The sequence below is a fragment of the Parasphingorhabdus sp. genome (assembly GCF_048269915.1).
GTDB lineage: Bacteria > Pseudomonadota > Alphaproteobacteria > Sphingomonadales > Sphingomonadaceae > Parasphingorhabdus.
Genome location: NZ_JBLWTY010000001.1, coordinates 880080 through 895975, shown reverse-complemented (window position 1 = coordinate 895975; position 15896 = coordinate 880080). Strand labels below are relative to the sequence as shown.

General features: G+C 58.0%; 14 protein-coding genes. 7 read left to right on the top strand and 7 right to left on the bottom strand.

The features are described 5' to 3' along the window. The 4 genes from ACN0WX_RS04240 to ACN0WX_RS04225 all read left to right on the top strand — a co-directional run bounded on the left by ACN0WX_RS04240 (position 1) and on the right by ACN0WX_RS04225 (position 5221). Entirely contained in the window at positions 1-1962 is a 1962-nt protein-coding gene (locus ACN0WX_RS04240; RefSeq protein ID WP_417621025.1) for an alkyl/aryl-sulfatase, read from the top strand. A 12-nt stretch (positions 1963-1974) separates the two neighbouring features. Further along, positions 1975-3129 (top strand): acyl-CoA dehydrogenase family protein, encoded by a 1155-nt coding sequence (locus tag ACN0WX_RS04235; protein ID WP_417621024.1) that lies wholly within the window; start codon positions 1975-1977, stop codon positions 3127-3129. Continuing rightward, positions 3129-4172: an acyl-CoA dehydrogenase family protein gene (locus ACN0WX_RS04230; protein WP_417621023.1), complete on the top strand. Its 1044-nt coding sequence runs from the start codon at positions 3129-3131 to the stop codon at positions 4170-4172. The genes ACN0WX_RS04235 and ACN0WX_RS04230 overlap by 1 nt, the downstream gene beginning before the upstream one ends. Before the next feature lie 71 nt (positions 4173-4243). Then, entirely contained in the window at positions 4244-5221 is a 978-nt protein-coding gene (locus tag ACN0WX_RS04225) for an NAD(P)H-dependent flavin oxidoreductase (RefSeq protein WP_417621022.1), read from the top strand. A gap of 62 nt (positions 5222-5283) precedes the next feature. Here the strand turns inward: ACN0WX_RS04225 and ACN0WX_RS04220 are convergent, their stop codons facing one another. From ACN0WX_RS04220 to ACN0WX_RS04200, 5 genes are all read right to left on the bottom strand, one after another. After that, complete coding sequence (locus tag ACN0WX_RS04220) at positions 5284-5733, bottom strand: RcnB family protein (RefSeq protein ID WP_417621021.1); 450 nt, start codon at positions 5731-5733, stop codon at positions 5284-5286. Positions 5734-5908: 175 nt separating this feature from the next. Beyond that, positions 5909-6886: an alpha/beta fold hydrolase gene (locus tag ACN0WX_RS04215; protein WP_417621020.1), complete on the bottom strand. Its 978-nt coding sequence runs from the start codon at positions 6884-6886 to the stop codon at positions 5909-5911. A 9-nt stretch (positions 6887-6895) separates the two neighbouring features. Continuing rightward, positions 6896-7654, bottom strand: a complete 759-nt coding sequence (locus ACN0WX_RS04210; protein ID WP_417621019.1) for a crotonase/enoyl-CoA hydratase family protein — start codon at positions 7652-7654, stop codon at positions 6896-6898. 71 nt (positions 7655-7725) lie between these two features. Beyond that, a complete protein-coding gene (locus ACN0WX_RS04205; protein WP_417621018.1) occupies positions 7726-8850 on the bottom strand; it encodes an acyl-CoA dehydrogenase family protein in 1125 nt (374 codons plus the stop codon). Positions 8851-8865: 15 nt separating this feature from the next. Next, complete coding sequence (locus tag ACN0WX_RS04200) at positions 8866-10080, bottom strand: acyl-CoA dehydrogenase family protein (protein ID WP_417621017.1); 1215 nt, start codon at positions 10078-10080, stop codon at positions 8866-8868. A 499-nt stretch (positions 10081-10579) separates the two neighbouring features. Here ACN0WX_RS04200 and ACN0WX_RS04195 point away from each other — a divergent pair, with 499 nt between their 5' ends. From ACN0WX_RS04195 to ACN0WX_RS04185, 3 genes are all read left to right on the top strand, one after another. Beyond that, complete coding sequence (locus ACN0WX_RS04195; protein ID WP_417621016.1) at positions 10580-12823, top strand: CHASE2 domain-containing protein; 2244 nt, start codon at positions 10580-10582, stop codon at positions 12821-12823. A gap of 65 nt (positions 12824-12888) precedes the next feature. Beyond that, complete coding sequence (locus ACN0WX_RS04190) at positions 12889-13371, top strand: hypothetical protein (RefSeq protein WP_417621015.1); 483 nt, start codon at positions 12889-12891, stop codon at positions 13369-13371. 13 nt (positions 13372-13384) lie between these two features. Continuing rightward, entirely contained in the window at positions 13385-14395 is a 1011-nt protein-coding gene (locus tag ACN0WX_RS04185) for a FecR family protein (protein WP_417621014.1), read from the top strand. Positions 14396-14472: 77 nt separating this feature from the next. Here the strand turns inward: ACN0WX_RS04185 and ACN0WX_RS04180 are convergent, their stop codons facing one another. Next, positions 14473-14931, bottom strand: a complete 459-nt coding sequence (locus ACN0WX_RS04180; RefSeq protein ID WP_417621013.1) for a MaoC family dehydratase — start codon at positions 14929-14931, stop codon at positions 14473-14475. Between the two features lie 25 nt (positions 14932-14956). After that, positions 14957-15871, bottom strand: coding sequence for an SDR family NAD(P)-dependent oxidoreductase (locus ACN0WX_RS04175; RefSeq protein WP_417621012.1), 915 nt, complete (start codon positions 15869-15871; stop codon positions 14957-14959). Positions 15872-15896: the final 25 nt, after the last annotated feature.

The window sequence follows — 15896 nt, the reverse complement described above, 5'->3', positions numbered from 1 at the left end:
ATGAAAAAATCCGCAATTCTGATCGCGGCCCTGTTGTCGGCGGCTCCCATATTGGCCGCTCCTCCGCAAGGTGTTGCAACTGAAGCGACCAGGGCAGCCAATGCCAAAGTCGCAGCAAGCCTTCCCATCGCCGACCAGACGGATTTCGAAAATGCCAATCGCGGATTTCTCGCCAGAATTGCGGACGACCAGATTCTTAACGAAGATGGTTCCGTCGCATGGGATGCCCGCCAGTTCGACTTCATGCAGGGGGACGCGCCGGACACCGTCAATCCCTCGCTCTGGCGGCAAGGCAAGCTGAACGCCATCCACGGCCTGTTCGAGGTGGTTCCCGGCATCTACCAGATTCGCGGCTATGATCTCGCGCAAATGACCCTGATCGCGGGCAAGACCGGCTGGATCATCGTCGACCCGCTGACCACGCCGGCCCCGGCCAAGGCAGGACTCGCTCTTGCCAACGAGACGCTCGGCGAACGCCCGGTGGTGGCGGTGATCTTCACCCACAGCCACGGCGACCATTTCGGCGGCGTTGCCGGTGTCGCATCGACCGAAGCCATTCAGGCCGGCAAAATACAGGTAATCGCGCCGCACGGCTTTCTCGCCGAAGCGATTGGCGAAAGTGTCGTGGCCGGGACCGCGATGAACCGTCGTGTGCAATATCAGTTTGGCACGGCACTGCCGGTCGGCATCACGGGCCATGTCGGTGGCGGTCTGGGCCAGAAACTGTCGAGCGGCAATGTCGCCCTCATCCCGCCGACCCGCTCGATCAGCAAGACCGGCGAGACCCTGACGATAGACGGCATCAGCTTTGACTTCATGGATGCCGGCGAAACCGAAGCCCCGGCCGAGCTGGTGTTCTACCTGCCCGAATATAAGGCGCTGCACACCGCAGAAGTCGCCACCCGCACCTTCCACAATGTCCTGACCCCGCGCGGCGCGCTGGTTCGAGACACGCTGAAATGGAGCAAGGTGATCGATGCCATGCTCGCCAAATATGGTGCAAAATCGGACGTCATGCTGGCGTCCCACCACTGGCCGACATGGGGATCCGCCAATGTCGGGACGGCGCTCAAAAACCAGCGCGGCATCTATCGCTATGTCCATGACCAGACGATGCGGCAGGCCAATCAGGGCGCCACCATGGACGAGATAGCCGAGAATATCGGCGAGCCGGATTTCGCCAGAACCGACTTTGGCGTGCGCGACTATTATGGCACGCTCAACCACAACAGCAAGGCAGTCTACCAGCGCTATTTCGGCTGGTGGGATGCGGTTCCGGCCAACTATCATGCCCTGCCTCCGGTGGAAGCGTCGAAAAAATATGTCGCGGCAATGGGCGGCGCGGACAAGGCGCTGATCGTCGGACAAAAGGCCTTTGACGCGGGCGACTACCGCTGGGCAGCAACGGTTTTCAACCATCTCGTATTTGCCGATCCCGCCAGTCAGGCGGCCAGAAGCTGGCTGGCTTCAACCTACGAGCAATTGGGCTTTCAAGCCGAGGCGGGAACGTGGCGCAACATCTATCTGGTTGGTGCCAAGGAATTGCGCGAGGGCAATAATGTCAGGGACTCGATCAGCACCGCCAATGAAAAAGTGCTCGGCAGCATCCCGGCGGTCGACCTGTTCGACGCCATGGCAACGCGATTCAACCCGGCAAAAATGCAGGGCGATGGCGGCATCATCCGTTTCTGGTTCCCGGACCGGAAAGAGGCGGTGACCATCGACCTCGGCAAGAGCGTGATGTTCCCGCGCGGCGAGGATTATGCCGTCACCGCAGAGGGATCGGATACCCAGATCACGATCAGCCGGGCCCTGTTTACCCAATTGCTGATGCGCAAAGTCACGCCACCCGAGCTGATCGAAAACAAACACATGATCATCAGCGGCAATGCCGCCCTGATGGCAGCCCTGTTCAGCGCGCTTGATGCGGTCAATCCGCAATTTGATATTGTCACACCGTGAGAGGCCGAAGCGATGCAGCGATTTAATTTCCCCGTTGTCCAGCCGGAGCCGGTGCTGGAAGAGTTGCGCGCCGAACTGCAGGCCTTCCTGAGAGAAGAACGCGCAGCCGGTAATTACCGGCCGGAACCGGAATGCTGGATGTCTTCCGCCGACCCGGAATTTTCGAAGAAAATGGGCCAGCGCGGCTGGATCGGCCTGACCTGGTCGAGCCAATATGGCGGCCACGACAAGAGCGCGCTCGAACGCTATATCGTCACCGAAGAAACCTTGCGGGCCGGCGCGCCCGTTGGCGCCCACTGGATCGCCGACCGCCAGCACGCACCGATGCTGCTCGCCCATGGCACCGAAGAGCAGAAGCTGGACATATTGCCGCGCATCGCCGCAGGTGAATGTTATTTCGCCATTGGTCTCAGCGAACCCGGCGCGGGCTCCGATCTCGCCAATGTCAAAACCAAAGCCGAAAAAGTCAGCGACGGCTGGAAAATCAACGGTCAGAAAATCTGGTCCTCCGGCGCGCAGATTTGCCATTATATGGTCGCGCTGCTGCGCACCTCGCCAGCCGATGGCCGCAACCGCCATGTCGGCCTGTCCCAGATCCTAATCGATCTCAGCCTGCCCGGCGTCACCGTAAAGCCAATTGTCGATCTGTCCGGCGACGCCCATTTCAACGAGGTCTATTTCGAGGATGTGATTGTCCCGGACGACTGTCTGCTCGGCGAGGAAGGCGGCGGCTGGAAACAGGTGACCGGCGAACTGGCGATGGAACGGTCGGGACCGGAACGGTTCCTGTCCAGCTATATCACGCTGGAAACCGCGCTGTGGCAGTTAAGCGGCAGGATGGGATCGGATAGCCATGCCCGGCTCGGCAAGCTGATCGCCAGTCTGCGGACATTGAAAGGCATGTCCTGGGGCATTGCCAATCTGCTGAAACAGGGCGTGTCGCCCGAAACCGAAGCGGCACTGGTCAAGGATCTCGGCAACCGGCTGGAAAATGACCTGACGATGCAGGTGCGCGCGATGCTCAACGATCTGCCGGCCGAGGACTGGAGTCCGGAGATGCGGCGGATCATGAATATCGGCGTGCTGCGCTCTCCGCCCAATACCTTGCGCGGCGGGACAACCGAGGTGATGCGTGGCATCACCGCAAGACAATTGGGGCTGCGCTGATGATCAATACCGAAGGCATGATCGCGGAAACCGCGGCAAAAATATACACCGACCTGTGCGACCGGGAGGTTCCGCACAAGGCAGAGGCCGGCGAATATCCACAGGCGCTGTGGGACGCGCTAACGGAAAATGGCCTGTCGCTCGCCTGGGTGAGCGAAGCCAATGGCGGCTTTGGCGCCGATTATGACGAGACATTCGGGGCGATCTGGGCTTCGGCGCAGGCGGCATCACCGGTGCCCTTTGCCGAGACGCTGATCGCCAACTGGATGCTCGACCGGGCGGGACTGGCACCGGCGGATGGCAGCGCCAGCTTCGCGCTCAGCGGCCATACGCCGAGCGCCGACATTCCCTTTGGCATGCACGCCGACAAGATTGTCCTGTTCGACGAGGCACATCACGAAATATCCCTGTTCGACAATCGCGCCGCGGTCCGCTCTCCCGAAGAGGCGCTTTCCCCGGACGGCATGACGCAATTTGTTTTTTCCGGCCATGTTGCGGAACAGTCAGCCAAAACCAAATTGTCCCGCCGTGCCGTGGAAGCGCTGATCCTGACCGTCCGCGCGGTGCAGATGGCAGCGGCGATGGAAACAGCACTGGGCCTGTCGATCGACTATGTGTCGCAGCGCGAACAATTTGGCCGACCGCTGTCCAAGTTTCAGGCGATCCAGCACCAGCTCGCCACTGCCGCTGCCGAATGCGCCGCAGCCACCATGGCCGCGACGCAGGCGGCCAGCGCCATCGCCCGTCACCGCGATGATCCGGAACAGGCCTGGCACGAAGCGGTCATTGCCAAGGTCCAGATCGGCCATAGCGTCGAAGCGGTCACCGTACCCTTCCATCAGGTGCACGGCGCGATGGGCTATACGCAGGAATATGACCTGCACCATTATACCCGACGGCTGTGGGCCTGGCGCGACGCGCTGGGCAACGAACATCACTGGTCGCAGCGGCTGGGTGCAGAGCTGGCCAAAACATCGCCCGACCAGATTTGGAAAGGCGTGACCACAGGCGACTGGACGGGCGACCAGCGGGTTGCTAGTTAATCGCGCGATTAAAAAGATTCCCGGATGGAGCGAACATGCTTCCAATCCTTCCAACGACAGGAGCACATCCCATGAAGACACGTATTACCGAACTTTTCGGCATCGAGCATCCGATCATCCAGGGCGGCATGCATTATGTGGGGTTTGCCGAACTGGCCGCTGCCGTGTCCAACGCTGGCGGTCTCGGCATCATTACCGCGCTGACCCAGCCGTCCGCGGCCGCGCTGGCCGACGAAATTGCCAAATGCCGCGATTTGACCGACAAGCCATTCGGCGTGAACCTGACCTTCCTGCCGGTGGTCAATTCGCCGGATTATGAAGGCATGGTCAAGGCGATTATCGACGGCGGCGTGAAGGCCGTCGAAACCGCCGGCAACAATCCGGTACAGGTACTCCCCGCGCTGCACGATGCGGGCATCAAGGTAATCCACAAATGCACCGCTGTCCGCCATGCGCTGAAGGCCCAGAGCATCGGCTGTGACGCGGTGTCGGTCGACGGCTTCGAATGCGGTGGTCATCCCGGCGAAGACGATATTCCAAACATGATCCTGCTGCCCCGCGCTGCCGACGAACTCGACATTCCGTTCGTATCCTCCGGTGGTCAGGCCGATGGCCGCAGCCTCGTCGCCTCGCTGGCAATGGGCGCGGAAGGCATGAACATGGGCACCCGCTTCATTGCGACCAAGGAAGCTCCGGTGCACCAGAATGTGAAGGATGCAATTGTCGCGGCCAGCGAACTCGACACAAGATTGGTCATGCGGCCGTTGCGGAACACCGAGCGGGTGCTGAACAATCCTGCGGTCGAACGTCTGCTCGAAATCGAGAAGGAGAAAGGCGCCGACCTGCAGTTCACCGATATTATCGAGCAGGTTGCGGGCGTCTATCCCAAGATCATGAAAGAAGGCGACATGGACATCGGCGCCTGGAGCTGCGGCATGGTCGCCGGCCTGATCAACGATATCCCGACCTGTCAGGAACTGATCGACCGGATCATGGCGGAAGCAGAAGAGATTATCCGCGGTCGCCTCGAAGGGTTTCTGGCAGCCTGATCTGGAAAGAAGCCCCCGGAATCGCTTCCGGGGGCCCTTGTCAAAATGCGGGTTGATGATTTTTACCGGTAAATTGCATTGCCGATCACAGCACCGATAATTCCGCTGGTCACACCAATGAGTATCGCATCATTGCCCGACCGGACCCACTGGTAGCCACGCGGCGCATTGGCAAGCCGATAGGCACGCGGATTGTGAATCACCCGGTAATGGGTCGCATAGCGCCGGTCGAACCGCTGACCCTTGGCCCAATGTGTCTGGTGCTGGTTTACCGCGTAATGCGTTTTACCGTAGCGCACGGGTGCCGGTTTATGCACCGTGACGGTCCTTGTCACAACCCGCTTGCCTTGCTTGTTTGCGACAGATTTCCGGACTGTCCGCTGCGTCGATTTCTGGACCGTCTTATAGTCGGACCTTTCGACGCTGCTGTGCGGAGCAGCCTGGGCCTGAGCGGTAACCATCGGTGACACCGCCATGGTTGTCACTGCCATAGCCATCAGAAACTTTTTCATATTCAATTCCCTTTTCTATCTGGCGCCAACTGCGGCGTCACAGGTAGAAATAGGGGAAACCTGTCGCAGGCATTTGTCAGATTCGAAGTTTTTTGTACTGGTTTGTCGCAGAAACCGGGGTCGGTTCATCTGGCGATCAGCAAATGGCCTGCCGCTCAGGCCCTGGCAGGCGCAATCATTCCGCCCACAGCGCCAGTACCGAGCGTAGCGCCGTCACTAGTGCCAGCGGCTGATCGAGCATCAGATGATGTTCCGCCTCGGGTACGGCGATCATCGGAATATGGCTGCCGCCGAGTTCGCGAATATAATCCGCGCTGTCGCCATCGAACAACTGGCTGTTTTCGCCATAGATCATCGCCAGCCGGTGCGGCAGGTCGACGATGCGCTGCGGCAAATCCATCCAGCTTTCCTGCACATCAGCATTGCGGTGGAAAACCATCGGATCGAATTTCCATGCCCAGCCGTGCGTCTCGCCCTCGTCGATCCGGCGCAGCGAATGATAGGCCATATAGTCCAACAGAAACGGCTGCTGCACATGTTGCGGCGGCGACAGAATAAAACGCCCGCGCGCGGTTTCATAATCGGGATAAATCTTGTTGGGCCGGTCCGAACGCCCCGAACCGGGTGGACCGCCGCCGGCTTCAAAATGCGCTTTCAGCCGTTCGGGCCGCAATATCATCAGATCGCAGATAATCAAGCCGCCGAACCGCTCCCCGGCCAGTTCCATCGCTCCCAGCGCGACTCCGGAACCGAAGCTGTGCGCGATAATCTTCGGCTTCACCGGTCCGGCGAACAGATCCAACGTCTCTGCGATCGCCACCATCTGCTCGGCGCGCCTGCTGCCATCGCAGTCGGGGATCATCTCGCTATCGCCCATGCCCGCCAGATCATAGGAGATAATGTCATAATCCCCGGCCAGAAACGGTGCGATAAAGGCAAAGCAGCGCGCGTGGGCGAGGAAGCCATGGGTCATCAGCAGTGACGGCTTGCCACGCTGGCCCCAGCGGAAATAATGGACCTTGTGCCCATCGACCTCGACGAAGGATTCCTCGCGCGGCGCAGCCATCGCTTTGATGAACCATTCCGGCAGATCCTGATCGCCAGCCCATATATCCGCGATATCCGGGCTGGCACTCGTCATTTTTTCACTCATGGGATGTGATTACTTACCTTGCCAGTTTGGTTTGCGCTTCTCGGCGAAGGCCAATGATCCTTCGCGCGCATCCGCCGACGTGAAGACCGGTGCGATAATTTCCGCCTGTTTCTTCCATGCCTCTTCGCTGGTCCAGTCATAGCTTTCGTTGATGATCCTCTTGCTCGCCTTGAGCGCCAACGGGCCATTGGCAGCGACCCTTGTCGCCAGTTCGATCGCCGCGTCCAGCGCCGCGCCTTCGGTCACTCGGTTGACAAAGCCCACTTCATAGGCGCGCTGGGCGCTGAAGAAATCACCGGTCAAGGCCCATTCCATGGCGACACGCTTGCCAACCAGTTGCTGCAGCTTGAGGACGCCACCCGCAGCCGCGACCAGGCTGCGCTTGGTTTCGGGAATACCGAATTTCGCGTTCACGTTGGCGACGCACAAATCACAAGCCAGCGCGAGTTCGAGACCGCCTGCCAGCGCATAGCCCTCGACGGCCGCGATCAATGGCTTTTCCGGGCCCTTTTCGGTGATCCCGCCAAAGCCATAGCCTTTGACCGATGGCGTCTCGCCGCGCAAAAAGCCTTTGAGGTCCATGCCCGAACAGAAGGTGCCACCCGCACCCGTCAGGATGCCCGCGTTTAGGCTGTTGTCATTGTCGAGCTGCTCCATCGCCGCGCGAATGCCTTCCGCTACTGCCTTGGTCATCGCGTTTTTGGCATCGGGACGGTTGATCGTGACGATGATGAAACCGTCCTGAATATCGGTGAGCACTTCTGACATATTCAATCTCCTATTATATCTCTTTTGGATGGGTGTCCTGACTCCGCAGGAGTCCGGTGCACTGAAACTATTCAGTCAAACAACAACCGAGCCAGTTTCGAGCGTTGATAAGCCGCATCACCAATCAGGGCAGCGCCCATGATCGCCTTGCGCCGGTGCAATTGCGCATCGCAATCATGGGTAAATCCAAAGCCGCCATGGAACTGGATCGAACGGTCGGCAGCGGTCGCATAGCTGCTGTGCGCCTGCGCCGCAGCCATAAGCACCGCAACCTCGCCGCGACCCTGTTCGCCCCAGCTGTGCGCGGCGCTATAGAGATGTGTCCGCGCCTTTTCATATTCGACATAATTATTCACCGTCGGGTGTTTCAGCGCCTGATAGCTACCGATAATCTTGCCGAACTGCTTACGGGTCTTGAGATATTCCAGCGTATAATCGATCACCGCCTGGGCGCCGCCGGTCATTTCCGCAGCGTGGATCAGGCCAGCGGCGAGTTCGATTTTCTCCAGCGTCTCGCGGGTTCGGGATGTATCGAACAGCGCACCGGCTGGCAGGGTTACCCCGTCCAGCGTGACTTCATAGCTGCGCGCGGTCTCGTCAATAATCGTTTCGCGGCGCAGCGCGCCACCAGCAAGCGCCGAACGCTCGATCAGGGCAAAACGCACGTCGCCATCAATCTTCACCGAGGCGATGATCAGTTCCGCGCTGTCCGCCCAGAGCACCAGCTGTTTCTTGCCGGACAGGATGATCGTGTCCCCATCCACAACGCCGGTAGCGTTGATATTGGCAAGGTCCCAGTCGCCATTATCTTCCCGCAGAGCCAGCGTGGCCGCAGCCCCGGCTGCAATTTTCGGGAGCCATGCCGCCTGCTGGTCTTCGCTGCCGCCGGCCAGCAAAGCCTGGGCTGCCAGCGTCGTTGAACCAAAAGGTGTACTCATGAGATTGCGGCCCATCTGCTCGGCAATCGGGACGACCTCGGCCATTGACAGGCCGACCCCGTCATGGGCTTCGGGGATGGCAATCGCCAGCCAGCCAAGCTCGCCAATTTCACGCCAGACAGCAGGGTCATATCCCAGTTCATCATCGATCAGCGCGCGCGCCTTTTCGACCGGGCTTTTGTCGCGACAGAAATTGGTCGCCACGTCCATCAGTTCAATTTGCTCTTCGGTCGTGCCGATTGTGCCTAGATTATCCATGTTTCTGTTTTCCAATCAGCGTGTTTTGGGAAGGCCGAGCGCATGCTCCGCGACAATATTGCGCTGGATCTCGGATGTCCCGCCACCGATGGTGGCCGAGAAACTGTTGAGATAGCTGCGGTGCCAATAGCCGTCATCGACGGCGTTTTCGTCGCCGACATAATAGCCCGCCCTGGTGCCCTGAAAGGCCAGCGAGAATTCGGTCAGCTCGCGGATCAGTTCGGTGCGCGCTAGCTTGTTCATCAGTGGCAGGCCCATCGGCTTGTCCTGCATCAACTGCGGCATCCGGCGGCGAGTGTTGTTCAGATTCAGCGCCTGGATATCGATCATATATTGCGTCATCTTGTCGCGCATCACCGGGTCGTCGAGCAACGGCTTGCCATTGCGGACTGAATTTTTCGCCAATTCGACAATTTCCATCACGTCCAGTTCCTTGACGAAAAAGCCGCCGACCGGCTTGACCTTCGCGCCGCGCTCATATTCCAGCGTCTTCATCGCCATCGACCAGCCATTGCCTTCGCCGCCGAACAGGCAGTCGGCGGAAATACGGGCGTCGGTGAAGAAGGTCTGGACGAAGCCATATTCGCCGGTCAGTTTCTTGATCCGGCTGGTGGTGATGCCGTCGATCTTCATCGGGTTGAGGAAGAAACTCAGCCCTGCATATTTGTTCGGCGCATCGAAATCGGTGCGCGCGAGCAGGATCATATATTTTGCGCGATCGCCCAGCGAGGTCCAGATTTTCGAGCCGTTGAGAACATATTCGTCACCCTCTTTCACGGCTTTCAATTGCGCGTTGCCGAGATCGGACCCGTTTTCCGGTTCGGAAAAACCCTGGCACCAGATATCCTCGGCGCTGAGCATCGGTTTGATATATTTCTGCTTCTGCTCCTCGGTACCGAGATCGAGGATCAGCGGTCCGGCCCAGCCGTTGCCGATCGCGTTGAGCATGATCGGCGCGTCATATTTCTTCATCGCCCGGGTCGCCACCCGCTGAAATTCACTGTGCAGCCCGCCGCCGCCATATTCCTTGGGCCAGCTTGCGCCAAGATAGCCCGCTTCATAGACCTTGCGCTGCCATTGCTGAAGAAAGTCAAACTGCTGGTCGGTCGACACTTCCATGAAAGTCAGCGGCAGCATGAACCCCGGATCACGGACGGTATTTTCCTTGAACCAGGCATCGGCTGCTTCTGCATATTCCTTTAGTTCGGCTGCGCTCGGTTTATCCGCCATGGGTCTTGCTCCGTTTTCTTATCCATAGGGCCAGTGGCTCTGTCCCGTTTGCGACGATATTGCTTGAATCACCGAAAGATTAACTGAACGATTAAATCGCAAAAGGCAATGGTCCGAATCTGCTAAATTGCGGCGATCGATGAGGCCAGGACTGAAAGGATCGGCCCAGCGGTGCAGAGAGTTTCATTTTCTGCCTCGAAAACTGGGACAAAATGTCTGGAAATGGCGGAGGTTTAGCTGTGATCACTGCTATAAAATCCATATAACGCAATAAAATAACTGATAGTCGCATTGCCAGCCATGGTTAATTTTGTTACGCCTGCTCTCCAGGCATAAATCTGGAACCTACGCGCAATTCTATGACGGATAATTTTGACAATAAAAATTGCGTCATCGGATATGCTGCAAGATATAATTCAGATGATTATGTAGCGGCCTTGCCGCCAGATTTCGCTACGGTGCAAAACCAGCCCGTCATGATCGACGCCGGAAACTGAGGGTGATCGCAAAAATCCAGAAATGGTGGCGACGAGCCAGCTGGGCCGTCATCACCGGCATGGTTGTTATTTTTGGTATCGCTTATTTGCAGACGGCTAATGTTCCCGTAATTTCGCCAACAATTGATCGCCTTTCGCTGTTGGTCTTTGACAATTATCAACGGCTGTCGCCGCGCCCATATGAGGACGCCGCGGTGCGGATATTGGATATTGATGATGAGACCATCGCGCGTCAGGGACAATGGCCGTGGCCGCGAACCGATATTGCCCGCATGACGCTGGCCCTGGGCCGTGCTGGCGCCGCCGCTATCGCCTTCGACGTCGTGTTTTCGGAGACCGACCGCACCTCTCCGCACGCGCTGGCCGAACGCTATGCGAAAAGCGACCCGGACGCCGCCAGGGTTTTGAATGCCCTTCCCGACAATGACGACCAGTTGGCGAGCATCTTTGGCGTGACCAATACGGTTGCCGGATTTTTCCTGACCAACGGACCAGCCAAGCAGCAGGCAGAACCGAAAGCAGGTTTGGTGGTGGCTGGCTCGCTACCGAAATCCGCGCCCCATTATACCAATGCCGTCATGCCGCTGGACAAGCTGATGGCACCGGCGATCGGTAATGGCTCGCTGTCCATAGCTCCGGATTCGGATTCCGTTATCCGCCGGGCGCCGCTGATCGCGATCCAGAATGATCGGGTTCTGCCATCGCTGTCGCTTGATGCGCTGCGCGTTGCGCTTGGATCCGAATCTGTTCTCGTCAACACCACCGATGGCAGCCGCGAGGGCGGAGAGCCCGGCAATGTCGTCAGCATCCGGATAGCCGATACCGAGGTTCCGACCAACGAAGCGGGCGAAATCTGGATGCACTATACCAAACCGGCACCGGAACGCATCATCCCGGCATGGAAGCTTTTGTCCGGGGAAACCAGTGAAGCGGAGTTGCAGGACCTGTTTGAAGGGCAGATCGTATTTGTCGGTACCAGCGCTATTGGCTTGCGGGATTTGCGGTCGACACCGCTCAACGATCGCGAATTGGGGGTCATGATTCACGCGCAAGCGGCCGAGCAGATGATCCTGAAGAAATTTCTCTCGCGCCCCGACTGGGCCGTGGGCCTGGAGCGCGCGCTGATCTTGATATTCGGGATTGGCCTGATCCTGCTGCTGCCAACGCTCGGCGCGGCCTGGGGTGCCGCGCTCGGCGGAACACTATTGGCGGCGATGTTCGGCGGCAGCTGGTTCGCCTTCAGCGAATATCAATATCTGCTGAATCCGACCTGGCCGGCGCTCGCGATGATTATCGCCTATCTGCTGGTAACCGTGGTGGTTTTCTACCGCGAAGAGCGCCAGCGCGCCCATATTCACAGCGCGTTTGACCGATATCTCGCGCCGGAACTGGTGAGCCGGATTGCCGACGATCCCGGCCAGCTGGAACTGGGTGGAGAAGAACGGGAAATGACCGTTCTGTTTTGCGATATCAGAAGCTTTACCGCGCTCTCCGAAAAGCTGCAGCCGAATGAAATCATCCAGTTCCTGATCGCCTTCCTCACACCAATGACGAACATATTACTCGACCGGAAAGCGACGATCGACAAATATATCGGTGATGCCATATTGGCCTTCTGGAACGCACCGCTGGACGATGCCAACCAGCATGAAAACGCTGCTCGCGGCGCGCTGGACATGTCCCGTCGGCTGAAAAAACTGAACGCCGAGATGCAGCAGCAGAGCGAAGAGCCCTGGCCGGGGGACGTCAGCATCGGCATCGGCCTCAATTCCGGGCCGTGCTGTGTGGGTAATATGGGGTCAGAGCAGCGCCTGTCCTATTCGCTGATTGGAGACACGGTAAATCTGGCATCCCGTATCGAAGGCATGACCAAATATTTCGGTGTGGAAATTGCGATAGGAAGCAGCCTTCAGGCGGCAATCCCCGAATTTGCAACGCTGGAACTCGATCGCGTGCGCGTAGTCGGTCGGTCGGCACCAGAAACGCTATATGTGCTATTGGGTGATGAAGAACTGGCCGCCGATCCCCAGTTCCAGAAATTTGCCAAAACGCACAACGAGATGCTTGAGGCCTATCGCGACCGGCGGTGGAGCGATGCCTTGACGCTGCACAGCCAGAACAGCGAGCGGGCAGCCGAATATAGATTGACCAAAACCTATCAAATTTACCTCGATCGTATAGTCGCCTTCCAGTCAGAGGATCCGGGCAGCGATTGGGACGGTGTTTTTGCAGCGAGTGAAAAGTAGTAAGAAAGTAGTAAATTCGCCTCGAACAGGGGGGCTTTTTTTTGAAAAAGGGAGACTAATTTATCATGCGACTTCGATATCTCAACAGAGATGGCACAGCCGGTTTGCGGTGCGGCCTTTATGCAATTTTATTTTCCGGCTTTTTGCCAATTGGTGGCGCCGCAGTCGCTCAAATCACGGAGAGCGAAATAGCGGCTCCAGATGTTCCAGATACGCCAGAAGCCCAGGCAGAGATGGCGCTTCTTGATACCGAGATCATGGAATCGACTACCGAGCAGAGCGCGTTGCAACTGGCGCAACGCCAAATTGACGCGAAAGACCTTAGCGGTGCGGCGACTACATTGGAGCGTTATCTGATCACCGACCCCGAATCCCAACCCGCGAGAATCGAATATGCGATTGCCCTGTGTCGACTGGACGATTTGCAGGCCGGACATTTCGAGGTCGCGAAAATGCAAATCCCTGAATTGGATCAACCAACCGTTGAGCGCATTCAGTCATTCTGTCAGCTCGCACCTTCCCAGATGAACAATCTGCACGATCAATAAGGGGATATTAGACATGAAGTTTTTTCGTAACAAATATCTGGCTATTCTGGCTGGCGTCGCCGTAACCACATCGCCAGTCTTGGCCCAAACCGTGGGCCTGAATTCCGCGGTCCGCAATAATGTAAAAGTTCAACAGACCGCAAACGCGAACGCGCAAACCGCACGCATCCGTCAGCCGGTCAAGATGCGCAATGTTGTTACCACCGCAGCATCGAGTGCTCTGCAGATTACATTGCTCGACCGATCCTCTTTGACCGTTGGTCCGAGTGCCCGGCTCACCGTCAACCGTTTTGTCTATGATCCGAAAACCAAAAAAAGTTCGGTCGGAACATCCCTGGTCAAGGGCACGTTGCGGTTTATGTCGGGCAAAGCGGCACGCGGCGGGCGCAACTCCATTAACACACCGGCTGCCTCTATCGGAATCAGAGGTACGATAGTGGAACTGGCAGTCGGCGAAGATGCAATCAGTATTGGCCGGCTGCAGCAAGGCCTTGGAATGGGAACCAATGTTGACCCTCAGACGGCATCGCTTATCGTTCTTCGCGGGCCGGGCCCCAATGCGCAACTCGGTGAGAAAACAGGCATTATTGATGTCACCGCCGGCGGGAAAACGGTCACGCTCACACAACCTGGATCGGCCGTATTTGTGCCCGCCTTGGGCGCAGTACCTTCCGCCCCTTTTCAGCTGTCCAACAATGCATTTAGCGGTTTTGATAACATGCTAAGAACTCAGCCAAATTCGGCCTCACCGTCGAGCAACCAGCAATCTTCGAACCAAAATAGCAATACGGCCAATAATTCAACCGCAACGCAAAGTACGGGAAGCAGTGCCGGCGGCGGAACTGGTGCTGGCGGCGCCGGAGGTGGCGGAGCTGGTGCTGGAGCTGGTGCTGCTGGCGGCATCGGCGGCATCGGCGGCGGCGCTCTTGCCGGTGTATTGGGCGGACTGGCTGCCGCAGGACTGGCCGCTGTCGCAGTTACGAGCGGTGGAAATAACAATCAGGATGAGCCCGTCAGCCCCTAGGATGGTCGATCCATAACAGACAAAAAAAGGGCCCCGGAATTCCATCCGGGGCCCTTTTGCTATATCGTTCTTCCGGTTCAGCCGACCACGATCATCACCAGCGAAGTCGCAATCAGAGCCGGCGTTTCGATGCCGTCAATCTCGACGACAACATTATAGGTCAGCAACCAGCGGCCCGGCTGCTTTTCGACCGCATCGACCAGAGTGTGACGTCCACGAACCTTCGATCCGGCGCGGACCGGATTTAGGAAGCGGACCTTGTCGAAACCATAGTTGATGCCCATCATCGTGCCTTCGAGACCCAATGTTGTCCCGGCAGATAATTTGGGCAGCAGCGAGAGCGTCAGCAGACCATGAGCAATGGTGCCGCCAAATGGTGTCGCCTTGGCTTTTTCTTCATCGATATGGATGAACTGATGGTCTTCCGTACAATCGGCAAAGGTGTTGATCCGGTCCTGGCCGACTTCAACCCAGTCGGACACACCGACTTCCTTGCCCTTCCAGCTTTCCAGTTCGCTTGGTTTAATCATAGGCATATTTCTTCTCCTCTTCGGGGGTCTTTTAACCCTTCATGACTTCCTGCATCCGGCGGAAGAATTTGCCGCCCTGACCGCCGCCATTGGCATATTCCTGCATGCCGGTTTCATCGAGAATCTGGTCGATATTCTCGGCAATCGCTTCGGCGTTGCGCTGGTCTTCAGGCAACCAGATGCCTTCGGTTTCGAAAATTTTCGCTGCAGCAAAACCGCCGGCACCCGCCGTCAATATGGTCTTCGACGGCGCGCCGTCGCTGCACAGATAGACTACCGCAGGGGTCACCGCTTCCGGGACCAGCATTTTCAGCGCTTCTTCCGGCATGATATCTTCGGTCATGCGGGTCGCTGCGACAGGAGAAATACAGTTGGTGTGGATGCCCTTGCCCGCGCCTTCCTGGTGCAGGCTGTTCATCATGCCAACCAGAGCCAGCTTCGCGGCGCCATAGTTGACCTGGCCGAAATTGCCATAGAGGCCAGTGGACGAAGTGGTCATCACGATCCGGCCATATTGGCGTTCGCGCATATGTTCCCAGACCGCCTTGGTGCAATTGGCGCTGCCCATCAGGTGAACATCCATAACGAAAGCAAAATCTTCCATGGTCATTTTGTGGAAGCTCTTGTCGCGCAGGACACCGGCATTGTTAACGAGTATGTCGACATGACCCCATTTGGCAATCGTATCGGCGACCATTTTTTCTACAGCCGGCATATCGGTGACACTGCAGCCGGCTGCCATGGCGACGCCGCCTTCGGCTTCGATTTCAGCGACCACCTGTTCGGCGACCGTTGCCGATCCACCGGTGCCGTCGCGCGCGCCGCCAAAATCGTTGACGACAACCTTCACACCGCGCCGCGCCAGTTCCTTGGCATGTTCGCGTCCCAGGCCAGCGCCGGCTCCGGTAACGATTGCGACGCGGTCATTAAATTCTACAGTGCTCATGGTAGGTCCTTCTTTAATTGGATGA